Annotated in this window: 29 protein-coding genes and 1 tRNA gene; 26 read left to right on the forward strand and 4 right to left on the reverse strand. The window is 38.1% G+C overall.

The window, feature by feature from the left end; translation table 11 throughout:
- The first annotated feature begins 23 nt into the window (after positions 1-23).
- Genes DAHG_RS13545 through DAHG_RS19700 form a run of 10 tightly spaced genes read left to right on the forward strand, consistent with a single transcriptional unit; the run spans position 24 to position 6,528 of the window.
- Positions 24-941, forward strand: a complete 918-nt coding sequence (locus DAHG_RS13545; RefSeq protein WP_147576403.1) for a hypothetical protein — start codon at positions 24-26, stop codon at positions 939-941.
- A gap of 5 nt (positions 942-946) precedes the next feature.
- Complete coding sequence (locus DAHG_RS13550; RefSeq protein WP_022938889.1) at positions 947-2,347, forward strand: hypothetical protein; 1,401 nt, start codon at positions 947-949, stop codon at positions 2,345-2,347.
- A 4-nt stretch (positions 2,348-2,351) separates the two neighbouring features.
- Entirely contained in the window at positions 2,352-2,624 is a 273-nt protein-coding gene (locus tag DAHG_RS13555) for a hypothetical protein (protein ID WP_022938890.1), read from the forward strand.
- A gap of 43 nt (positions 2,625-2,667) precedes the next feature.
- Positions 2,668-4,215 (forward strand): hypothetical protein, encoded by a 1,548-nt coding sequence (locus DAHG_RS13560; protein WP_022938891.1) that lies wholly within the window; start codon positions 2,668-2,670, stop codon positions 4,213-4,215.
- 11 nt (positions 4,216-4,226) lie between these two features.
- Positions 4,227-4,601, forward strand: coding sequence for a hypothetical protein (locus DAHG_RS13565; RefSeq protein ID WP_022938892.1), 375 nt, complete (start codon positions 4,227-4,229; stop codon positions 4,599-4,601).
- A gap of 16 nt (positions 4,602-4,617) precedes the next feature.
- Positions 4,618-4,782: a hypothetical protein gene (locus tag DAHG_RS21190; RefSeq protein ID WP_022938893.1), complete on the forward strand. Its 165-nt coding sequence runs from the start codon at positions 4,618-4,620 to the stop codon at positions 4,780-4,782.
- A gap of 4 nt (positions 4,783-4,786) precedes the next feature.
- On the forward strand, positions 4,787-5,056 hold the full coding sequence (locus tag DAHG_RS13575; protein ID WP_022938894.1) for a hypothetical protein: 270 nt from the start codon (positions 4,787-4,789) through the stop codon (positions 5,054-5,056).
- Entirely contained in the window at positions 5,037-5,378 is a 342-nt protein-coding gene (locus DAHG_RS13580) for a phage holin, LLH family (RefSeq protein ID WP_022938895.1), read from the forward strand. The genes DAHG_RS13575 and DAHG_RS13580 overlap by 20 nt, the downstream gene beginning before the upstream one ends.
- Before the next feature lie 2 nt (positions 5,379-5,380).
- Positions 5,381-5,797 (forward strand): hypothetical protein, encoded by a 417-nt coding sequence (locus DAHG_RS13585; RefSeq protein WP_022938896.1) that lies wholly within the window; start codon positions 5,381-5,383, stop codon positions 5,795-5,797.
- Between the two features lie 8 nt (positions 5,798-5,805).
- The gene (locus tag DAHG_RS19700) at positions 5,806-6,528 is read left to right on the forward strand and encodes an NlpC/P60 family protein (protein ID WP_022938897.1); all 723 of its coding nucleotides are present in this window, start codon (positions 5,806-5,808) and stop codon (positions 6,526-6,528) included.
- 38 nt (positions 6,529-6,566) lie between these two features.
- Here the strand turns inward: DAHG_RS19700 and DAHG_RS13595 are convergent, their stop codons facing one another.
- Positions 6,567-6,797 (reverse strand): helix-turn-helix domain-containing protein, encoded by a 231-nt coding sequence (locus tag DAHG_RS13595; RefSeq protein WP_022938898.1) that lies wholly within the window; start codon positions 6,795-6,797, stop codon positions 6,567-6,569.
- A gap of 121 nt (positions 6,798-6,918) precedes the next feature.
- Between DAHG_RS13595 and DAHG_RS13600 the strand changes: the two genes are divergently transcribed.
- The gene (locus DAHG_RS13600; RefSeq protein WP_022938899.1) at positions 6,919-7,137 is read left to right on the forward strand and encodes a helix-turn-helix domain-containing protein; all 219 of its coding nucleotides are present in this window, start codon (positions 6,919-6,921) and stop codon (positions 7,135-7,137) included.
- Positions 7,138-7,171: 34 nt separating this feature from the next.
- Here DAHG_RS13600 and DAHG_RS13605 read toward each other — a convergent pair whose 3' ends face one another.
- Positions 7,172-7,366, reverse strand: coding sequence for a hypothetical protein (locus tag DAHG_RS13605; protein WP_022938900.1), 195 nt, complete (start codon positions 7,364-7,366; stop codon positions 7,172-7,174).
- 524 nt (positions 7,367-7,890) lie between these two features.
- Here DAHG_RS13605 and DAHG_RS13610 point away from each other — a divergent pair.
- The 5 genes from DAHG_RS13610 to DAHG_RS13635 all read left to right on the forward strand — a co-directional run bounded on the left by DAHG_RS13610 (position 7,891) and on the right by DAHG_RS13635 (position 9,653).
- Positions 7,891-8,061, forward strand: coding sequence for a hypothetical protein (locus tag DAHG_RS13610; protein ID WP_154653434.1), 171 nt, complete (start codon positions 7,891-7,893; stop codon positions 8,059-8,061).
- A gap of 52 nt (positions 8,062-8,113) precedes the next feature.
- Positions 8,114-8,302: a hypothetical protein gene (locus DAHG_RS13615; RefSeq protein WP_022938902.1), complete on the forward strand. Its 189-nt coding sequence runs from the start codon at positions 8,114-8,116 to the stop codon at positions 8,300-8,302.
- A 275-nt stretch (positions 8,303-8,577) separates the two neighbouring features.
- On the forward strand, positions 8,578-8,772 hold the full coding sequence (locus tag DAHG_RS13625; RefSeq protein WP_022938904.1) for a hypothetical protein: 195 nt from the start codon (positions 8,578-8,580) through the stop codon (positions 8,770-8,772).
- A gap of 423 nt (positions 8,773-9,195) precedes the next feature.
- Positions 9,196-9,321 carry a hypothetical protein gene (locus tag DAHG_RS22015; RefSeq protein ID WP_022938905.1) on the forward strand — a complete coding sequence of 42 codons (126 nt, stop codon included), beginning with the start codon at positions 9,196-9,198 and terminating at the stop codon, positions 9,319-9,321.
- Positions 9,322-9,323: 2 nt separating this feature from the next.
- A complete protein-coding gene (locus DAHG_RS13635) occupies positions 9,324-9,653 on the forward strand; it encodes a hypothetical protein (RefSeq protein WP_022938906.1) in 330 nt (109 codons plus the stop codon).
- Between the two features lie 23 nt (positions 9,654-9,676).
- Here DAHG_RS13635 and DAHG_RS13640 read toward each other — a convergent pair whose 3' ends face one another.
- A complete protein-coding gene (locus DAHG_RS13640; protein WP_022938907.1) occupies positions 9,677-11,140 on the reverse strand; it encodes a BglG family transcription antiterminator in 1,464 nt (487 codons plus the stop codon).
- A gap of 132 nt (positions 11,141-11,272) precedes the next feature.
- On the opposite strand from DAHG_RS13640, the gene DAHG_RS13645 reads away from it, so the two are divergent.
- The 3 genes from DAHG_RS13645 (at position 11,273) to pfkB (ending at position 15,254) form a co-directional block, all read left to right on the forward strand.
- The gene (locus tag DAHG_RS13645) at positions 11,273-12,733 is read left to right on the forward strand and encodes a glycoside hydrolase family 1 protein (RefSeq protein ID WP_022938908.1); all 1,461 of its coding nucleotides are present in this window, start codon (positions 11,273-11,275) and stop codon (positions 12,731-12,733) included.
- Between the two features lie 18 nt (positions 12,734-12,751).
- Entirely contained in the window at positions 12,752-14,149 is a 1,398-nt protein-coding gene (locus DAHG_RS13650) for a PTS transporter subunit EIIC (RefSeq protein WP_022938909.1), read from the forward strand.
- 151 nt (positions 14,150-14,300) lie between these two features.
- On the forward strand, positions 14,301-15,254 hold the full coding sequence (gene pfkB / locus DAHG_RS19705) for a 1-phosphofructokinase (RefSeq protein ID WP_022938910.1): 954 nt from the start codon (positions 14,301-14,303) through the stop codon (positions 15,252-15,254).
- Here pfkB and DAHG_RS13660 read toward each other — a convergent pair.
- On the reverse strand, positions 15,228-15,506 hold the full coding sequence (locus DAHG_RS13660) for a helix-turn-helix transcriptional regulator (RefSeq protein WP_022938911.1): 279 nt from the start codon (positions 15,504-15,506) through the stop codon (positions 15,228-15,230). The two genes, pfkB and DAHG_RS13660, sit on opposite strands and share 27 nt — an antisense overlap.
- A 259-nt stretch (positions 15,507-15,765) precedes the next feature.
- Between DAHG_RS13660 and DAHG_RS19710 the strand changes: the two genes are divergently transcribed.
- The 7 genes from DAHG_RS19710 to DAHG_RS21450 all read left to right on the forward strand — a co-directional run.
- Positions 15,766-17,859, forward strand: a complete 2,094-nt coding sequence (locus DAHG_RS19710) for an EAL domain-containing response regulator (RefSeq protein ID WP_022938912.1) — start codon at positions 15,766-15,768, stop codon at positions 17,857-17,859.
- A 102-nt stretch (positions 17,860-17,961) separates the two neighbouring features.
- The gene (locus DAHG_RS13670; RefSeq protein WP_022938913.1) at positions 17,962-18,696 is read left to right on the forward strand and encodes a nitroreductase family protein; all 735 of its coding nucleotides are present in this window, start codon (positions 17,962-17,964) and stop codon (positions 18,694-18,696) included.
- Complete coding sequence (locus DAHG_RS13675; RefSeq protein ID WP_022938914.1) at positions 18,689-19,243, forward strand: DNA-3-methyladenine glycosylase I; 555 nt, start codon at positions 18,689-18,691, stop codon at positions 19,241-19,243. Before DAHG_RS13670 ends, DAHG_RS13675 begins: the two co-directional genes overlap by 8 nt.
- Positions 19,244-19,387: 144 nt before the next feature.
- Positions 19,388-20,257, forward strand: a complete 870-nt coding sequence (locus DAHG_RS19715) for a helix-turn-helix domain-containing protein (RefSeq protein WP_022938915.1) — start codon at positions 19,388-19,390, stop codon at positions 20,255-20,257.
- Positions 20,250-21,947, forward strand: a complete 1,698-nt coding sequence (locus DAHG_RS13685) for an ABC transporter ATP-binding protein (protein WP_022938916.1) — start codon at positions 20,250-20,252, stop codon at positions 21,945-21,947. Before DAHG_RS19715 ends, DAHG_RS13685 begins: the two co-directional genes overlap by 8 nt.
- A gap of 129 nt (positions 21,948-22,076) precedes the next feature.
- A tRNA-His gene (locus tag DAHG_RS13690) sits at positions 22,077-22,152 on the forward strand.
- A gap of 270 nt (positions 22,153-22,422) precedes the next feature.
- Positions 22,423-22,659 (forward strand): hypothetical protein (locus tag DAHG_RS21450; RefSeq protein WP_026880992.1); only part of this gene is annotated, 237 nt, incomplete at its 3' end.

Raw genomic sequence — 22,659 nt, forward strand, 5'->3', positions numbered from 1 at the left:
AATATTTTCCATTTGACGGGCAATTGGTCGAGGGTAAATCAGATAGAGTTTACTATGCAAGTGATTTTGCGAACTATTTTAAACCATTTTTCCGCAATGGCATATTTGCAAGTCAAGGCGATGGATTGATGGTGCTATCTCTTGACGACAATATGTTTATATCCTTAATGGACGGTCGTTCAATCATTGAGGGACACGGCTATCAGAATGACAACAAAGACGGTGTTAAGAAAATGCGTATCGCTAACTCTGATATAGCGCAAGATCGTATTGATATAGTGGTAAATCGTTTAAATAAGGTTGACCGTATGATTACAACGATAGTCGTTAAAGGAGAGCTGTCAGATGCACCGGTGCCGCCGGAAATCGTGCGGAATGATGATTACTATGACTTAAAACTCGCCGAGGTATACGTGCGCAGTGGTGTAGATAAGATACAGCAAGCAGACATCACCGATTTTAGAGGTGATGAAGATGCTTGCGGATGGGTAACGGGTTTGATTGACAGCATTAATTCAACGGCATTTTTTAAGCAGTATCAGGTAGCTTACAATGCGTTTGTCAAAGAGACTTACGATAAGGCTGAGGATCTGTTTGACTTGATACGTAACCTTTTGGACAAGGATCAAGCTAGTTATCTAGCTATGCAAATAGCCGAACTAAAAGCATATCCAAAGGTAGAACCATACGTATTAAAAGCCGATCAATGGCAAGAGACTGCGGACGGTTTGATTTATACCATTATGGATAGTCGGTATACATATCTTGGCTCATATTGGGAGCTAATTGCTGAGCCGGATATGGATAAGAATGAGCAAAAATTGCTTACCAATGCAAGGATAACGTCGATTGATGATAAGCAAGACGGCAAGCTGATTATCCATGCGGTAGGCGTTAAGCCGACAGATGATATACACATCAGCATCAAGATAGAGAGGTGATAAAGATGTCGGTAAGAGGCAAAGATATATTTGGATTTAATGCTGCAGGTTATCCCGGTGACATCGTATTTAGTTATGACGACTTAACAGTCGAACATCCTGAATTTTTAAAATTGGACGGCGGAGTTTATAAAAAAGAGAACTATCCACAAATTGAAAAGTATTTTAATTTCAATGGCGTAGTACCTTACAACGAAACCGTTGATCTTGCAGAATTTAACGAAACAAAAACAGATCAGGTTGATTGCAGATGGCTTTCAAGTCAAAATGGAGACGATATTGCGCTGATTTATTTGTGTGATAAAAAAAAGTCGAGCAACGATCGTATGTATTGTAAGTTGTATTTATCACACGATGGTGGCACAACCTTTACAAAAGTCAGTGATTCTTATTTTAGCAGTTGCAATTCTTCATCAAGTTATTCAAAGAAACTTATCAGATTAAAAGACAAGACGTTGTTATTTTACAAAAACAGCTATAATAATGATTCTGGTTATATATATTGTTATTGTTTAAAAGATGGTGAGACATCATGGAACCAGACAACAGTATATAACGGCCATGATTCAAGTACATTGCATATAGTAACTAATGGCAACTACATTTTTGTTTGGATATATGACAAAGCGGGTTCACCATCACAATTTGTTAGATGTGCCGACATTACCCAAGCCACTTTATCTTGGGCAACATTAGATGCAGGCTCTATATCTGTAGGAAATTCAGGTTTGTCGAGGATCGCTAACACTGACAAGATCGTTTACGGTAATGTGATTGGAAGTAGCACAGACAAATTCAGGATTTATAATCCTGATTTAACGTATACAGAATACAGCACAATGCAATCTAGCCTTATAGTTCCAGATGTGAGCAGTCTTGGCTCGTATAACTCGGCTATGCTGTTTTATCGAAATGGTGAGTACGTGATGCTGCCGGGAGGAACGTCATACGGATATTTTGTAGTTAAAACGACAGACTTTATCACATGGACAGGATATGTAAGGGAAAATCCCGCTTATGCCGTCGAAAATAGCTCAGAAATTTATTATTACGGTGAAACCGACAAACAATTGTTGTTTAAAAAAAATGTTATGAACGAAGATGGCGGCCCGATAGCCGCACGAAACAAAGAAAATTTTACCATCGAAGGAAATGGCGACGTTTTTACAACCGGATTAAGTGGATATTCGTACACGGGTATATCCGATACATTAAAAAGAGACGAAGGAGGTTATTATATCGTCAGTGCAATCTATCAATACAATGAAGCTACAACAAGTAAATGTATAGTGCAAAAAAAGTATTTGAGAGAAGTAAACGAATGGTTTAAACTGCCATTGGCAAAAACTATATCCGCAACCTTTAGTGCATCATCAAATAATTATCCATATGTTAGAACGGAGTAAAATTATGATATACGTAACAAAAAGAAATGACATCGCTGTATTTACAGCGTACGAGCCGGACACGCCTTTTTTTACGATTGAGAAACAGCCTGAATGCCCGTATCAAAACGACAGTGAGCATAAGATAATTTGGCACTGTGACATTGACAATCAAAAAGTGTGGTATGAAGTTGAATACATCGAGCAACCAACACAGCTTGACAGAATGGAGGAAACGCTAATTGAAACAAATCTTGAGGTGCAGTATCTTTCAGCTTTAAAAGAACTCGGAATTTAAGAAAGGAGAAAATATCACAGTATGATTAAAAATAGTTTAAATATTGCGGGGGGGGGGTATATCTGCTAATAATTTAGTTAGTGATTTTATATCCCCGTGGTATCTGCTTGCACAGGCCGGCAATCTGCGACCATTTAAGGATTTAGAAAATGAAAATGTAGTTGAACCTTATCACAGCGGTTTATATACCTATGCTTATACAAAAAATTATCTTGTGTTTTTACAGCAAGGTAATGACGATTCTTACATTTACATCGAAATATACAAATTAGATACGTGGGAAACTGTTTTAAAAAGAAAAATGATGTCAGAGTATTCGAATAAATCAGTTTTAGGAGGAAATTATGTTGCTTTAAACATGACGTATAATGATGATGTTTATTTGATTTCCAACGATTTTTCATCCATTTTAAATATAAGGATCGATGAAACGCAAGATAGTAAATATGTCTTTAATCTGATTGCACTGCCAAGAAAAATGACTGATTATGTATCTGTATGCACACTCGGTAATACTGCGTACATGTTTGGTTTTCGTACAGATAGCGGTACATCGTCAAGCGCCAACACTACATACACAAGCATTATTAAATTTGATGCATCAACAAAAGCTGTTACTGTATTAGGCATAAGTACCGCGGACATGGGATTTAATGTAGGCGGTCAAAACTCCAGTAACACGCAATCATCAGCAGGGGTTTATGGCTGTTTCCCTTACGGTGATAATGAGATTATGATATTTGGTAAACATGCTGATGCTGATTTAAAATCAGTGAGGATGGTCTTGTACAATGCATTAACTGGAGTGTATACAAATGTCACAGATGATCCTGAATTTGCATATCTAAAAAAATTAAGTATTTTTAGTACCTTGTTCAGCAATTCTGCAAGTCAAATAAAGAGTGCAAGAAAAAGTGTAGCCTCTGACGGTTTAGTTAAATACGAAACCACTAACGCTATATATGTGCCAACAGGGGGTGGCAGTTCAAGTAATCCTAGATGGTATTTAGATACAAGCAATTCGGCGTATATCTATTTAAGGGAAAACATCGTTATTGATACAAAAGAAAAGAAGTTGTACAGCACATGGGTTCCGAGACTTACATCAGCATCTATATATAAGAGCGGTTCTTACAGCAGTCCAAGAGATGGGATGTCTTATAGTTGGATAGGTGTAAACGACACATTTCAACAAGTGCCATCAGGAGCAAGCATCAATGCAATCGATATTTCAAGATCGCTTGTTTATAACATGGACCGCAAATCAATTAAGGCGTTTTCGATGGATACAACAGATAGCAAGCTCAGGGCTGTTGGTGCGATGATGATAGATTTTGTAGCAGTAGTTAAAAAGGGTGTTCAGGTTAAACCGTTTTCAGAGATACCGTCACCGATGCAAGTGAGGTTTGTTAGACCTTCTAACTTATCTATTATTGATTACGAGTCGGACGCAGAAGGCTATTATGATGTGCAGGAAGAATGTTATATGTACATGGCAATCGAAAATGATCGCGTACCAAAGGTATCCTCAATGCCGCTTGACGGCTATCCGTACATCAATGAACAGCCATTTAAGATTTTGGTAAGGTAGGAGGTACAGACATGATTAACAGATTAGATGGTTACGATGTTACGATGGCAGAACTGCAAGAATATCTTGCTGTATTGACAGTGCCGGTGTTTGATGTAGAGGTCAAAAAACAGAATGATTTATTTGAAGTGTACTGCAATGGTACACTTTTATATTACTCAGAAATTGTAATCAAAGTTGATGAAGAGAAAGAACGTCTTGAAGATTGTTGGCAGCTGGAACAGGCACAGAAGCACTTTGCGGATAAAAAGATTATGCCGGCGCCTGAGCCAGAACCACTGCCGGAATTAACTGATAGGGAATTAATGCAGCAGATATTAGACATACAAATCGAACAAGCTCTGAACATAGAATATATGGCTTGTTTGAAAGAATTAGGAATTTAAAGAAAGGAGTTTTACAATGACAACTTATGAAATGCTTGAAAAGCATATCAACAGCAAAAAAAGAGATGGTGTTTTTAATGATTTATTGAAAGAAACACTTAAATTTAAACTTGATGTATATATGCTGGCGAATCGCATCAGTGAAAGTCAGTATAATGCATTAATAAAACTAATGGAGTAACATAATGTTTGGTTACGAATTAGTTAAAAAGAAAAAGAAACGTGATCCAATCCGCTTTTCTAAAAAGATTATGTATATCAGTTTTAGTTTTTTGACGCTGTATGTTATGGCGTCTTTTTTGTTGGCATACCGATCCATGACAACACTGGACAGTCAATTGACGATCTGTGTGTTCGCGTTCTGGGGGACTGAATGCTTCAGCAATGCTTGGATCAAAGTATCTGAAATAAAACATCTGAAGGAGGAAAAGAAAGATGAACTATCTAATGAATAACTGGTTTATGATTGTGGCACTCTTGACAGTGCTTTTTGTTTGCTTTCTAGCTGTCAAAAAGTGGCTTAATAAGCCGACAACTGAACAGATAGCTAATATTAAAGAGTGGCTTCTATTGGCGGTCACAGAGGCGGAAAAACAGCTAGGAGGCGGCACAGGACAGCTTAAATTAAGGTTTGTTTATGACTGGGCGGTTGAACGGTTCTCATGGGTCGCATTAATTCCGTTTGATACATTTGCATCTTGGGTGGATGAAGCACTGAACGAAATGAAAAAGCAGCTTGCAGCAAATGAAGCAGTGAAAGCCTACATTGAGGAATAACAATGGAATGGATCAAGCAGAACATCCTGCTGCTCATCGCTATTATTAGCGTCTGTGTTGAGATAACACCTATAAAAGTAAATCCTATATCTCATTTATTAAAATGGGCAGGTAAGCTGATGAACGAGGGTATCAACAAAAGAATCGATGATATAGAAAAAGAACTTGCTACCATGCGACAAGAAAATTATGAAAAGGACGTCCGTGATATGCGTGGTGAGATATTGGATTTTGCTAATTCTTGCCATAATAAACGCAAGCACACAAAAGATGAATTTATCCATATCATTGAGCAAATAACCCGTTATGAAGAACTCATCGAGGAACATGATATTGCTAATGGAGTGATAGAGGTACAAGCAAAATATATCAAAGATTTATATAAAGAGTGTCTGCGCGAAGGCACTCTTTTAAGTTAGGAGGAAAAATGAAAAAATCTAAAGAATTAGTAGAATATGTAAAGAAGAAAGCTGCTGAACCTAAGACTATCTATGTCTTGGGTTCTTTCGGTCAGATTTTGACGACAGCATTTTTAAATCAAAAATGCCGGCAGCTTGCGTGGAATGAACAGAATAGAAATATCCTTCAGCAATACGTCGATCAGGGCTATCAAGCTTTTGACTGCTGCGGACTTATCAAGGCTTTTTTATGGGATGATAACCCCGCTAATTATAAAGTTGCCGAAGATGAAAACGAAGCAACCATGCTTGCAAGAGCAAAAATAAAGGGCAAGATTGCATCTTTACCGGAACGACCGGGAATCCTTGTTTTTATGCCTGGGCATGTCGGCGTATACATTGGCAATGGTGAAGTCGTAGAATGTACACCATCCGAATCACTCGGAGGATGGGGAGTGCTTACCACCAAGCTAAAGGGCAGAGGCTGGACTGTTTGGGCCGAGTATGCTCGAATCAGTTATGACACACCATCAGGATGGCAGCAAGTTGACGGATGCTGGTTTTACTTTTTTGAAGGTCATATGATTAAAGGATGGAAGTGGTTACCTATATCAAATGGATCTGATACATGGGGGTGGTTCTATTTCAACCCTGCAAACGGCATCATGCAGGCGAATAAATGGGTTAAATTTACGGACGGAAAAACTTATGAATTAGGTAAAAACGGTAAATGGACTGGTAATGCAAAATAAAAATAACGCTCACTCTCAATTAAGAGGGTGAGCGCTTTTTATTTGTTTTCAGGCGGTATGTATTCAAGTAAATCTGTAATATCACAGTCAAGCGCAGTGCATAAACGACCCAAAATATCAAAATCAACTCTTACAATCTTGTTATCGCAATAATGATTTAGTTGCGTTCTTTGCAACTCAGCTTTAAATGATAATTTTGATTTACTGATACCTTTTTCTTTCATCACTTCGTTTAGTCGCATTCTTACTTTGCCGAATTCTTCTGACATATTTTCATCTCCTATACAATATATGTGCAAATCTGTATTGTATATTCATTTTAAGATTGATATGATATAAATATAAGCTGTAAATTTGTATAGTAAATTCATATCTAAAGAGGTAATTATCATGAGAAAAGGTAAAATAAAGATACATTTAGAAGAATTAATTAAGAATTCAGGGTTAAGTAAGACTAAATTCAGCTACCGGGCAGATATGCAAATGTCACAGGTTAATGCTTACTGTAATAACACTATTAAACGCTTAGATGTTGATGTATTGGCAAGGATATGTGATACATTGGGCTGCAGCATAGCGGATCTGTTGGAATATACAAGAATAAAATAAGAGCCCCAAAAGAGGACTCCTGAAGCTTTTAAAATCAATTTGGTGAAATAGGTCTGCGTTTCAATGCCTCAATGATGCGGTCACACGCACCTGAACCCAAGCGACGATCCTCACCTGCCATGAAAGCATAGTAATTAGATGCGTTAATGCCCATATCTCGCAATAATTCTTTCATAGTTACATAAGCGGATAGTCTATTGATTTCACAGCGGTATTCATCTTTCGTCATTGTTTCACCTCACTTTGTATAGTGTTATAACATTGATAATAATAGCAGCTAGAGCAATCATACTAGCAGCAATACCTAATAATGACGACTTATCAGCTGAACCGAGTATAAAGATACAGATGATAGTTGTGGTGATAATGATTGTTTTGTTAGTGTTCATAGTTTAGTTTTATGGTATAATATAGATACCCCCAAAAGGGGGAGAGGAATTTTACTTCCTCTTACGCTTTTTGCGTTTGGGCTTGTTTGATTTGTAACTCATTATCGCCGTTGCTAAGCAGATTATTGAGGTTACTATATCAAGCAAGCTTTTTATATTATCCATTGCCTTTCATCCTTCCTTGATTATATTATACACTATATAAGGTGTATTGTCAATATAAATTAAGAAATAAATTGATTTTCTTTCATTATATTATATAAAGTAAAAAATTAAAAATGTACTTTTATTTACTAAGTATGACAATGTTCGACAAGGCATTATTTTACTAGGTGCTATAATGCTGAAAAAGGGTGATATGAAAATGGAAATAGATATTTTTCAATTTTTAGAGATGTGTGAAATAGAACTTATCAATCAGCTATGTAAAAATTGCCCTGAGTTAACAGTAGAACAAATAGAAAACATTGCAGAAGATTTTAGCAAAGAGATTGATAAGCAGTTAGTAGTTGATGGCATCATAATTGGTAAATAATTCCAAAACTTTATATCCTCATGTCGATTTATAATATTAATGAGGTGTTGACATGAGGAAGATAAAATTAAACGATGATCAGTTTTGGCATATTCAATATTTTTACGAATGGTTCGGAGCAATAAATAATCATGATCAAGAAATAGTTTACAAAGAATTGATACAAAAATTTGGTGAGGATAAGGTAAAAGCTTACGAAATAGAATGCAGAAAAAGATTTAAGAAAGGTGATATTATATGATTACCTTCTTGGGCTTTTTAGATAGACAAAAGCTAAGGTATAATAAGGCTCTCTTTGTTTCTGATCCAATGTATCGCGCAAAGATCATCAATCAGCATTTACGCAAATTTAAAGTGTACTGTAACCAACACCCCGAAGCAAACAACGACCTCAAAATATATGAGGATGAGGTGTGGGAGTATGAAAGGAAGCTAGGTATAAATAAATGGTAAATATTACCAGTTTCGTTACCTTTTTTCTTAATCTATAATTATGGCACAGGAGGTGCTGCCATAATGGAAAAGAAATTGAATGAATTAGAGTTTTTGGGCGTGCAATATCTTTATGAACTCAATATGAGTGTACATAAAAATAATGTCAGAAAAGTATTCGAAATATTAGTTGAGAGGTTTGGATCGGATGTTGTCGAAGCATATATTAAAGAATGTAAAATAAAGTATCCAGGACATCCAATATATAGCAATCTTTAAGAGCCTTAGCCTTGTGCAAGGCTTTTTATTTGTCATCACACAAATTTAACGTTAAAACCATTAATAATAAAACATTTTTATTTCCATAAATTACCAATTTTATTACTATATCCTTGAATGTTATAAATATTGCCTATGATAAAAAATGCACCATTTCAGATAAAACTACCATGAAACCTTATGATTTCAGTATTTGTAATAATTAACGTTATTCTTTGATTTTTTGTAACTTACGAAATTTGGTAAATTATGGTAATGCTAAAATGTTTAAATGTGTTAAAATTAAAGTAGCAAAAGGCTATTTGTCATTATTGCTGGGTGCTTAAAAAAACGAGATTTCATTAGTCTCGTTTTTTCTTTCCCCATTGTGCATAATCACATCTATTAAAAACTTTTTTTCTTTGCAACTTTGAATACACATTAGTGCTGATTGTTACGATCATCGCTACAGGAATGATTGCGTTTGCCGGAACATTCCGCAATACGATGCAGGATACGATTACGGAGCAATGGGATAATATGACCGGTATCTATGAAACAGGAGATTAACGATGAAAGGCGCCTTTGAATTTGGATTTATCATGTTATTTTCCTTGCCGATGATTGTCTTTGGTATAAGTTTTGTGGAAATTATGATGAACTACAACCAAGCCCGCTATCTGCAGAATTATACGATAATGCAGATTGAACATCAGAATCGCTTAGATGATTCTGTATACGCGCTGATTGAAGAGGGCAAGCGGTATTGTGATCAATGCGATGTGCGGATCATAAATATCAATGAGCGCTATCGGGTAACCGTCACTTTTCCCATTCGTTTGCCGATTATCAATTATGAAGCAAAGGGAATGACATCTACTTTAACACAAATTATAAAATGAGAGGGGACACCCTCTCATTTTGATTAAATACACCTTGAGGAAGGCACATGGTTCCTGATATAAGCGAAGATTTTCATAGTATCATCCATCGTTAATACAGGACTGATATGAATTATGTCATAGCCTTGCAGAGAAGCTTCTCTTGAAGTAGCTAATATTAAATCAATCTGATCATGATTCGCCGCTGCCGCTGCTCTGTAAAGCGGATAAATACCCGATATCGTTAAAAGCTGTCCAAAATATAAATTTAATTCAGTTTTTAACAGTTCAGTCAAGCTGGTACTGAGATCAGTCAAAATAATTATATTTAATTTTTTTATATTACCGTCAAGGATAACTGACAGCCGGGCAGTTAATGAGTTTAATTCATTTTCTGTAAGCAGTTTGTCAGTGTATTTTTTGATAATTGGATTCATCAAGGAAGCAACCTGATAAGCAAAGGGATGGGTTAATTTTAAATTAATCAAGTCATTAAATTCAGAATGGGTAACCGTTGTATGATAATAAATCATCGCTGATAAATGCTCAGTTAATGGCTGCTGCTGATGCAGCTGCAAACCAAAGCTTAAAAGAGCGGCTTCATAAAACTCATCGATAATTTTATTTGTCAGCACATCAATTGCTTCTTCGTTTGTGTTTATTGCATTATATCTTCTTTTTTTAGCAACCAGTTGATTTAGATATTGCTTATCATATTCGGAAAATTTTAATTTTAAGAGTCTTTCAATATCATCAAAAGGCAGATCGATGCTTGCTGAAGAATCCACGGCTGCTTCAATGTTTTTTTGCTGAATCCTGTTTCGATATGCGCTGATCAATAATTCATTGGTTATAATCATGAGGCTCTTATTGGTCAGCATGATTTTTATTTGCGTCAAATAGGACATGAGAATCTGGTAAAGCGTTTCAAAATTATGCAGCTCATCATAATTCTCAACAATATACCGATTAATATAAGCGCCTTCCAATTCATAAAAAAGGAGAATGATTGAAGAATATAAGTTTCTTTTAGCATATTCAGAACCAAGAATCTGCAATCCTTTCTTTGCTGATATCGATAGCTGCAACCCTTTTGATGCCATAACAATTTCTTCTATATGCTTAATAGTATTTGAAATGGTCGTCTTTGAAACATAGAATAAATCAGCCAATAAACCCATACTCGTATATTCATAATCATGCTCTAAAAGATAAAAACAAATCGCAATTTCTCTTTGATTCTGATTGGCAGGAATCAAATCATTCTTTGATTCTTTAATATAATTAATAAATGCTGTCTTATCATTCTCTTCAATCCAATAGCCCTTGCTTGGGTTTGAGTAAATCTGTAAATTTTCTTGATGAAAAAATGTATTGATCGTTGCAATATCCTGCCGCAGAGTTCTGGTAGTTGTATTGATGCGCTGAGAAATCTCTGAACCATGCAGCGGTTTTGAATGACTTAACAAGAGCTGAATAAGGCTTTTTTGACGCTGATTAATTTGCATTGGCACACCTCGATATAATATAAATGACTATTAACTTTTATGCCTCAAGAAGAGGAAAAGGATTGAATGGACTGAAATAATTATACCATTTATACTTTAATCGTGGAACAAGAAACCATTAGGAGGTATTGTATGAAGGAATTTCCAAAAGATTTTTTATGGGGCGGTGCTACGGCTGCCTGTCAGTGTGAGGGAGCATGGAATGAAGGCGGGAAAGGCTTAACATTAGGGGATATGAAGCCTTACAGACCTTTTTTAAAGCGAACGGATCTGCATGAGCAAAGAACGGTAAGTATGGAAATGCTAAGGGAAGCGCATGCGGAAAAGGGAACCGGACTATACCCAAAACGTTACGGCATTGACTTCTATCATCGCTATAAGGAAGATATCAAACTATTTGCTGAACTTGGATTGAAAAGCTTCCGCATGTCAATCTCTTGGCCGCGGATCTTCCCGCGGGGTATTGAGGAAGTGCCGAATGAAGAGGGTTTGAAATTTTATGATGATGTATTCAGTGAATTAGAAAAATATGGCATTGAGCCAATGGTAACAATGAATCATTATGATACACCGCTTTATTTGATTGAACATAAGGATGGCTGGAAAACACCGGAAATCTTGATTTATTGGGAACGCTATGTGCGCACTATTTTAAAAAGATATAAGGGCAGAGTAAAATACTGGCTGCCATTTAATGAAATAAATGCAACCATTTTTATCCCTTATATGGGGGCTGGCTTATTCCCGGATGTTGAAAAGGAGAACTTTAAACAAAGCTGTTATCAATGTGTTCATTATCAATTAGTCGCTAATGCGATAGCTAAAAAATGTGCCAAGGAAATCGATCCAAATGCGCAGATCGGCTGTATGATTGCCCGCTTTACCACTTATCCTGCTACTTGTAAGCCAGAGGATGTCATGCAGACAGTGTTGGATGAGAATTATGAAAATTATTATTATACAGATACTTTGCTGCTAGGAAAGATTCCAGCTTATATGGATCGCTTTTATGAGGAAAATAATCTTAATATTAAAATATCTGATGAGGATAGAAAAATATTAAGTGAAAATACCAGTGATTGGGTTGCATACAGCTATTATATGTCATTGGTAACGAGTGCCAACACAGATGAATTAGAAAAGACAAATTCTAATCTGATCATTGCCGGTAAAAATCCATATCTGGAAGCCAGTGAATGGGGCTGGCAGAAAGATCCGATTGGTCTGCGTTATTCGCTGAATCAGATGTGGGATCGTTATCATAAGCCGATCTTTATTTTGGAAAATGGTTTGGGAGCAGTTGATAAACTGGAAGCTGACCATTCCATTCACGATCCTTATCGCATTGATTATTTAAAATCGCATATTCAGCAAATGCTGGAAGCTGTTAAAGACGGTGTAGATGTAAAGGGATATTATATCTGGGGCATTATTGATTTGATTTCATCTGGAACCCATGAAATGAGCAAACGATATGGCGTGATTTATGTGGATCAGGATGATTATGGAAAAGGCACATTGGCTAGATATAAAAAAGATTCTTTTGCTTGGTATCAAAAATGTATTGCATCGAATGGCATGGATTTGGAATAGAATCAGGAGGTACTCAGCATGAGTTCAAATAAAAAATTAGCAGAGCAAATATTAAAAAATGTTGGTGGGAAAGAGAATATATCAAATTTTCTGCATTGCGCTACAAGGCTTCGGTTTAATCTGATTGACTTTGATAAAGTAAATAAGGATGAAATTGAAAGCTTAAGCGGCGTATGGGGAACCAATGTAAACAGCGGTCAGCTTCAGGTTATTATCGGTCAGACTGTAACTGAGGTGTATGATGAAATATGCGTTTTAGCCGGACTGGAAAAGAATGAAGGAATTGATGAAAAATTAGATGATTTAAAAGCTAAAAAGAAATTTTCAATCAATGCTTTATTTGATGTATTATCCAGCTGCTTTAATCCAATTATTCCTGCGTTTGCCGGTGCCGGTATCTTAAAGGGTCTGCTTACCTTGCTTACTACATATGGTATTATGGGAAATGAGACGGGTCTTTATCTGATGCTGAATGCAGCCAGTGATGCGACTTTCTATTTCCTTCCGTTTTTGCTGGCAGTAACCGCGGCTAAAAAGTTTAAAACCGATATGACGATGGCTGTGGTGCTGGCGGGTATTTATATGTATCCTACAATTATAGCCGGGGCTGGCAGCAGTGTTGAAATCTTTGGCATTCATGTGACATTGGTTAAATATTCATCGACAGTTATTCCGATTCTGCTGTCTGTATGGATCATGAGTTATGTGTATCGATTTATCTATGCACATACGGTCTCCTTTCTGAGAGTCGTAGTCGTTCCAATCGTGACCTTGCTGGTTATGGCTCCGCTGAGTCTGATGATTCTTGGACCATTGGGTTATTATGCCGGTATTGGGGTTGGTGAATGCTTTAAATGGCTCTTTAATGTAGCGCCGTGGCTGGGCGGCTTAATTGATGGCGCTACCCGACCTTTCGTTATTCTGACGGGCATGCATATGGCTATGACACCTATCAAGTTAGGCAACCTAAGCACATTGGGTTATGATATGCTGGCACCGGTTGATTGTGTCGCAACCATGGCAGCAGCCGGTATGTGCTTCGGCGTATTTTTAAGAGCTAAAAAGGCTGAAAATAAATCATCAACCTTCTCCGCTTTTATCTCCGCCTTTATCGGTATTACCGAGCCCGCTTTATACGGCGTTGCTTTCAGATTTAAAAAACCGCTGCTGGCATGTATCATCGGCGGTGGAATATCCGGTGCTTTTGTTGCTATGATGCAGGCTAAAGCGATTACTTATGCTATGCCGGCGATTATCTCCCTCCCGGCATATACCGGATCAATCCCGGTAATGCTGATCGGACTGGCTATTTCATTTGTAGTATCTGCCGGCTGTGCCTATGCGTTAGGTCTTGATGAAAATATCAAGAAAGATCAGCGGGCGGCAGAAGCAGAAAAAAAGGCAATTAATTTTTAAATTATCATAAGAGTACATTTCCCTTTTAGATGAGCGGAAGGGTACTCTTTTTTTTGATGAAGATACCGCTGTCGAATAAAGTATCAGCCTGAGCCTGACTTTTGTGTTACACTAAAGAAAAGCACCCGTCTGTGGTGAAAGGAGGCAACTGATGATCTATACGATAACTTTAAATCCATCCTTAGATTATGTAATGATGGTTAATGAATTAAAAAACGGTGAAACTAACCGCTCACAGGCAGAAAAGATTTATCCTGGCGGCAAGGGCTTTAACGTATCCAGAATTTTAAATGAATTTGGTATCGCCAATAAAGCCATCGGATTAGCTGCTGGTTTCAGCGGTTTGGAAATTGACCGCCTGCTGAATGAAAAAGGGATCGATCATGAATTAATATTTATGGCTGAAGGTTTTTCACGCATTAATATTAAATTGAAAGGCAGTGAAGAGACGGAAATCAACGGTGCCGGTCCGAAGGCGGATGCGATGGTTATCAAGCGTTTGAAACAAATTCTTGATACGATGAATGAAGATGATACGGCTGCGCTGTGCGGCAGTCTTTGTCAGGGCATTGACAGTTCAACATTTGCTTCGATTTTATCATTATTGAAATCAAAAGGGGTTCGTCTGATCGTTGACATGAGCAATGAAGCACTGCTTAACAGTCTGGCATATGAACCATGGCTTATTAAACCCAACCTCAGTGAGCTGTGTGAGCTTTGGAAAAGGCCGATCCATAGCCTCAATGAGCTGCGTGACGCGATGATGTTCTGCAGTCAGCGGAAAGCTCAAAATGTATTAGTGTCATTAGGCAAAGACGGAGCGGTTTTGCTAGATGAACAGCAGCGTCTGTATTACTGCAGCGCACCGGCGGGAGAAGTGAAAAACAGTGTCGGTGCCGGTGATTCGATGCTTGCTGGCTTCTTAACGGCCTATATGCAGAGTCAATCCTATGAAAAAGCACTGCGGATGGGGGTGGCATGCGGCAGTGCGACAGCGTTTAATGATGATCTTGCGAAATTGAAACAGATCATGTCATATTATGAGGGTCTGAATGTACGAAGCTTAAATGCTGATGAATCAAGGCTTGCTGAAATAGTTGAGTAACTTAAAGATTAATTCCTTTTCGTCATCCTGAAGATTAGTAATGTTGATCAGCAATTCATCACTCATATCTAAAATATAATCCGTAGATGTGTTAAACAGCAGAGCTAATTCGACAATATACTGAGTTGACGGTACGCTGATGCCCATTTCCCATGCATTGATGGCCGATCTTGTCAGACTTAGTTTACGGGCTAAGTCACTTTGTGTCATGTCATTTTTCTCACGCAATTCCTTGATTCGATCGGCGATCATAGTATCAACTCCTATATCTTTGATATTACACTTTCTTGATAGGTAATACATTATCACTAATGATTAATTAAAATTGACACCGCCTTTTAATATGCTACAATATTAATGTTAGTATGTGTTATTTTGCTTTTATCAAACATATTTAAAAGTGAAGCCACATAAAAATTCATAAAACCTGGGAAGTGAAAAGAGAGAGCGGGCATAAGGATGATAAAGCTAAAAAGGTTAAGTTCCACTTTCTTTAGGAAGGCGGCATTATATGGCATCTAAAGCAACGTTATTATTAATTGAGCCGCAGACTGATCAGTCTCAGTCTTTGACAGCTTTGCTTGATGAAGCATATCAGGTGATCAGCGCGGTTGATGAACAGCAGGCTATTTCATTACTGAAAGCCAATGCTGACACGGTTTCAGTCATTTTAATGGCTGATCTTTCGTGCGAACGCTCCAAGCGCCTGTTTAATTATTTAAAAGTAAAAGAAGCGGATCAGCGCCTGCCGATCCTTGTAATTGGCAGTCAGCTGGAAGATGAGGTCTGCGCGCTAAGGCAGGGAGCATGGGATTTTATTGCCAAGCCTTATCAGAATCAAGTTTTGCTGCTGCGCATTAAAAATGCCGTCGAACGATCTCAGCTGACCGCATTCAGGCAATTAAGATATTTAGCGGAATATGACAGTCTTACTGGTATCTATAATAAAATTAAATTTTTTGAGGTGACTAAACAGATGATTGAAGCAGACAGTGAGCAGCTGTATGCTTTCGTGCGCTTTGATATTGATCGCTTTCAATTAATTAATTCATTTTTCGGCACTGATGAAGGTGACCGCCTGCTGTGTTATATCGCGAATAGAATTCAAGAATTTGCCAGTCAGCTTGCCGCCTGCTCCTATGGCCGCATGGAATCTGATATCTTCTGTATCTGTTTGCCTTATGCTGATTTGAATAAAACCAATCTTGTTGAACTGATCCGCAATTATCTTTATGAATATAATACAGATTATGATATTGTACCTTCAATGGGCATCTATCTAATTCAGGATCGTTCTTTATCGGTTGAGTCAATGTATAACCGGGCGGCTTTAGCTGCCAAGCAATGCAAAGGAAGCTATGTTAAATGCTTTGCCTATTATAATGAAAGCTTAAGTGTCTCTTTAGCGCGTGAACAGGAAATCATCAATGAGATGAATACAGCGTTAGAAAACCATCAATTTATCATTTATCTGCAGCCTAAGATTGATATTCAAAATGGCAAGCCATGCGGGGCTGAAGCGCTGACTCGATGGAATCATCCTAAGCGCGGTATTATGGCGCCCAATGATTTTATCGGCATCTTTGAACAAAACGGGTTTATCACCAAGCTTGATTTTTATATATGGGAACAAGTCTGCATCTTATTGAGAAAGTGGCTGGATAATGGTTATCAGCCATATCCGATTTCAGTCAATATTTCACGGGTTGATTTATATAATCCGAAACTGGTCGATATGATTCTTGAATTAATTCGTAAATATCAGATTGTGCCTGAGTTGCTGAATCTGGAATTGACCGAGAGCGCCTATACGGATAATCCGATCATGCTGAGTGAGACGATTGAGCGTCTTCAAAAGCATGGCTTTACGATCATGATGGATGATTTTGGCAGCGGCTATTCATCGCTGAATATTTTAAAGGATATGGATGTTGATATTTTGAAAATCGATATGCGCTTCTTATCAAAAACTAAAATTGCCGGCCGCGGTGAAAATATTATCGCTTCGGTGATTCGAATGTCCAAATGGCTTAATATTCCAGTTATTGCCGAAGGGGTAGAGACAATGGAACAGGTTGCGTTTTTACGCAGTGTAGGCTGTGACTATGTGCAGGGCTATTATTATGAAAAACCAATTCCTGTTGAATATTATGAGACTAAATATCTGCCGCAGGGACATTATCAAATACATAGCTTTGACAGTTATCGTGAGAGTAAGCATATTTATGATGAGCTGTTTTTAAATGATCCACAGATTAAAAAGCTCTTTAATTCAAGCAATGAGGCAGCGGTTATTTATGAATTTGCGGAAGATAAAGTAGAATTGATCCGGGTTAACGCGAGTTATTATAATTTGCTTGGCTATGAGGATCAGGCATTAAAGGCACCGGATATGCTTCAGCTAGTGGCCGCATCGGATCAAGAGGCGATGATTGAGCTATTCAGAAATGCGATTCATGATAAAGTCAGTAAGGCGATTGATTATACTTATCTGCCTGCCGAGGGCAAGCGGCTTTGTCTGCATCTGGTTCTGCGTTATGTAACGGAAATTTCCGGCAAATATATCTTAATGGGCAGGCTGTCAATGGCTCAGCAGCAAGCTTAATGCAATGAAGAATACTGATGATTTATGCGCATCAGGAATAAACCTGTGATATACTAAAACCAAGACCATGATTTTGATGATGGCTGAAAGTGAGTGAATAGGATGGAGAATAAACAGCTGTTAAGAGCGATAAAAATGCGTCATTCAAGAAGATCCTTTCAGGATAAAATGATTCCAGCCGATATGCTGGTGAGTGCTATTGATCAGATTAATGAAACGGCCGGTCTGCATATTCAGCTGCTTTTAAATAATCCGGAGGCATTTGATTCTTTAAAGAAGAGCTATGGCATGTTCCGTGGTGTTCGTCATCTCATCGCCCTAGTGGGTTCAAGTGATGATCCTTATCTTTATGAGAAGCTGGGTTATTATGGTGAAATGCTGGTGCTGAGAGCAACGGCTTCCAATCTTGCCACATGTTGGGTGGGCGGTACTTATTCTAAGAATGACTGCCGGTGTCAGCTGCTGCCGCATGAGGAGCTGGTGGCGGTAATTGCCGTTGGTTATGGAGAAGAAACAATATCAATGAAAGAGAAAGTCATTACTTCAGTGATTCATCGCCGGCATAAAACATATGCTCAGTGTACAAAGCTGGAAGGCACACCGCCGGAGTGGTTCAAATATGGTGTTGAGGCGGCTTTGCTGGCACCTTCTGCATTAAATGCCCAGCCTGTCATCTTTACATGGAAGGCATCAACAGCATATGCTTCTATTCCTGAAAAACGTAAAATTGAACAGGTAGATCTCGGCATAGCAAAATATCACTTTGAGCTTGGCGCTGGCTGCGGAGAATTTGGTTGGGGCAATCACGCCGGTTTTACGGTGAATGATAATGTGTGAACCATGCAGCCGCTGCCGCTGGGCAAATGATAAAGAAGGGATTCTGCGTGCTTATCACGATCATGAATGGGGTGTTCCATCACATGATGACGCGCATTTATATGAACTGCTGATCCTGGAATCCTTTCAGGCTGGTTTATCATGGGCTATCGTTTTGAAAAAGCGTGAGGCATTCAGAGAAGCGTTAGATGGCTTTGACTGCGCGAAGATTGCCGCCTATGATGAGACAAAGCTGAATGAGCTGATGAGTAATCCGCGGCTGATTCGCAATCGCCGCAAGTTTAACGCAATGATCGCCAACAGTCAGGTGTTCTTGCAGATTCAAGCGGAATATGGCAGCTTTGACGCATATATCTGGAGTTTTACTAAGGGTCAGGTGATTAAAAATACTGATGATCAAATACCGGTAACCTCACCGCTTTCTGATATGATTTCCAAAGACCTGATCCGCCGCGGCATGAAATTCATGGGCAGCATTACAGTTTACTCTTATTTAGGGGCGATTGGGATCATCGATGATCATGAACTGAACTGTTTTAAATATTAGCTTGAAGACTCATTTTGAGTCTTTTTTTCTTGATGATTGATTTATTAAACTAATGGTTGATTTTTATGGCGAAATAGTTGGTTGTATTCAACTGATAGAAGACCTATAATTAAATTATCAATTGATATATTCAGGAGCGCGCTGATGAAAAAAACAAATTTAGGTGAAACAATTTATAAATTAAGAAAACAAAGAGGAATTACTCAGGAAGAATTGGGCCGGGCAGTAAATGTCAGTACGCAGGCGGTTTCTAAATGGGAACATGGCGGCAGTCCGGATGCGGAAATGCTGCCGCTGCTTGCCGATTATTTTCATGTCAGTATCGATTCGCTTTATGGCCGCAGCGAGACAGCTGCCCGTAATATATTTGACGATGTACTGATCGATTTAATTAATAAATCAAAAGAAGAACGTTTTGAACATGCCTTTCAAATATGCTGGGCAATGATCCGCGGTTTAGTCGGTATTGATCTTGTGAAAAATATTTATTATGATAACCTGCCGCAGCTGCCCAAGGAGTCTGAAATGTTTATGAAATCACTGATCAGCTTGGATGAGGGAGTGGCATACATGCTTTTGAAAAAGGAATTTCATTATTTCATGCTGTTCCCTGAACCTAAAGGCGGTTTTAATCAGGAGCTGGCTGACGCCGCAGACTATACTGAATTATTCAGCTTCCTTGCGAAACCTGATACGGTTAAGATTCTGCTGTTCATTTTTGCGAATAAAGCGCAGAGCTTTACGGCTTCACTGATTGTCTCAAGACTGAAGATCGAAGAAGCGGCGGTACTGATGATTTTAGATGAAATGACAGATCGCAGCTGGCTCTATCGCACAGAAATAGAGACTGAGGACAAACTGCTGATTTCTTATCAGCTGAGCGGCGATAATCAGATCCTGCCATTTTTAATTATTGCCAAGGCATTGATAGACAGTCAAACGAATCTCTACTATATGAACCTGAATGATCGTCATCTTCCCTTGTTTTCTGGAAAAGGAAGAAAAAATGAATGAATCAATGAATATCAAACAACAATTTAATAAGCATAATAAGTTAAATCTGACAGCGGCGGTATGCCTGGCAATCATCCAATCCTTTCTGTCAATCGCGTTAGCGTTCATATTGAAGGCATTGATGGAAATTGCCGGCGGCGGTACGCTGTCTGAGCTGGTTAGACTCTTGGTAATCTGTATCGTTTATCTGCTTATCTATCTGCTGATAACCCAACTGGCTAATAGTTTTACTAACCGATATATCCAAAAAGCGCTGATTCAGTTTAAAGAAACATGCTTTGAGCGCTATTTAAAGAAAAGTATTACAGCTTTTCAGCAAGCGGATGAGGGTACTTATATCTCCTCACTGACCAATGATATTAATTCTATTGAGACGAATTATTTGAGTGCCCGAATCAGTTTTTTTACTCATTTGTCTTTATTGATCAGCGGTATTGCGGCAATGCTTTATTTAAACTGGAAACTGGCCTTATGTGTTTTATTTGCTTGTTTTCTGCCTTTTCTGATTTCTATAATTTTTGGCAGTCAGCTTGCTGAAAAGGAAAAAAATGTCTCTGAGGGCAACAGCGCTTTTACTTCTTTAGTTAAAAATTTATTCGGCGGTTTTTCCATTATTAAGAGTTTTCAGTCTGAAAAGGAAATTCAGACATTATTCAATCAGCGAAATCAATCGCTTGAAATGGATAAAAAACAACGCCGCGGTTTAAATTATTTTATCCAAGTTCTTTCTATGCTTGCCTCATCAATCATTAATTTTCTTGTTTTTGGTTATGGCGCGTATCTGTCCATTCAGGGTGAAATTTCAGCTGCGGCTGTGATCGCTTTTATTCAGCTGCTTAATTATGTTATCGCACCGCTTCAGCAGCTGCCTATTTTATACAGCGGTTATCAAGCGGGTGCGGCACTGATTGAACGGCTGCAGACTTTGATGGCCTGTGAGCAGGATACTAAGCATGATGAGCTTACGGCCTTTAATGAGGCAATTCGAGTTGAAAATCTAACCTTTGGTTATACGGATCAGCCGATACTTAAAGGTATTAATTTTACTTTTAAGAAGAATAAACGCTATGCCATTGTCGGCAGCAGCGGCAGCGGCAAATCAACTCTGCTGAATCTTTTAATGGGCTATATAGACGCCGCCAGCGGCAATATTTATTATGATGATCAGCCGCTTAATCGTATCAGTTCAGCCTCGTTATCTGCGTGTTTATCATTGATTCAGCAGAATGTGTTTATTTTCGATGATTCATTGCATGCTAATATTTCAATGTATAAGGATTTTGATAAAGATGAATTGGAAAAAGTGATTGCAATCAGCGGCTTAGCAGAAGTTTCAAAAGAGAAGGGGATGGCATATCGATGCGGTGAAAACGGCAAAAACTTGTCCGGCGGTGAACGTCAGCGGGTAGCGATTGCCCGTGCATTGCTGAGAAATACGCCGATTCTGTTTGTTGATGAGGCAACCTCAGCCTTAGATAACGCAACAGCGCAAAAGGTTGAGGAAGCTATTTTATCAATCCAGAATCAGACATGTATCTGTGTGACACATCGGCTTCAGGCAGAAACACTTGCGCAGTTTGATGAAATATTAGTTATGCATCATGGAACGCTGTGTGAGAGCGGCACCTTTAATGAATTGCTTGATCGTAAGCAGGTTTTCTATTCATTATATAAGCTGTCAGCGGCTTAGCCGATCGTTATTAATTCAGCGTTTTCTTGATCTTATATGGAATCCACGAAAATGTTTATAAAGTTTCAAAAAAAGGCTTTACAAATTAGTTGCTTTTAGATATAATAATACTCGCTAAGCAACTATCTGGCGATTGTGGTGAAGCGGTTAACACAGCGGGTTGTGGTCCCGTCATGCGTGGGTTCGAATCCCATCAGTCGCCCCATTTAATGAAACAAGCGGTACTCATTATGAGTTATCGCTTTTTTTGTTATATAGGAAATTTCATTTTCAAGCATCTAAGCACTGATATCTCATTATGAAGAGGTATCTAAAAAATGATAAAATCAGATGAAATCATCGTGTGAATATGGTATACTATAAGTAATAAAAAACAATCTATTTAATCATTAAATTTCTTATAAGCATCACCTAGTTTCCTTTGTATCAATCGAATCTCAGTGGATGCTTTTTTGTTCAAGGGGGGGGAACATCCATGAAGTGTTTATCTTATTCAAATCGTTTCTATTATAATGAGTTATCAGAAGAAGATGCGAATTGTATTAAGAAGGATTTGATCCTGTATAACTCAATGCTGCATACAGCTTATAAGAAACTCTATTTAACTTGTTTTCATGGTGTCAAGGATGCAGTCTCTCTACAAAAACAGTTTAAAGCAAGATATGGTACGAATGATTACTTTCCTTTATCTGCAATACATGAAGCCAGAGCC

Source organism: Dielma fastidiosa (assembly GCF_000313565.1).
GTDB classification, from domain to species: Bacteria; Bacillota_I; Bacilli_A; order Erysipelotrichales; family Erysipelotrichaceae; genus Dielma; species Dielma fastidiosa.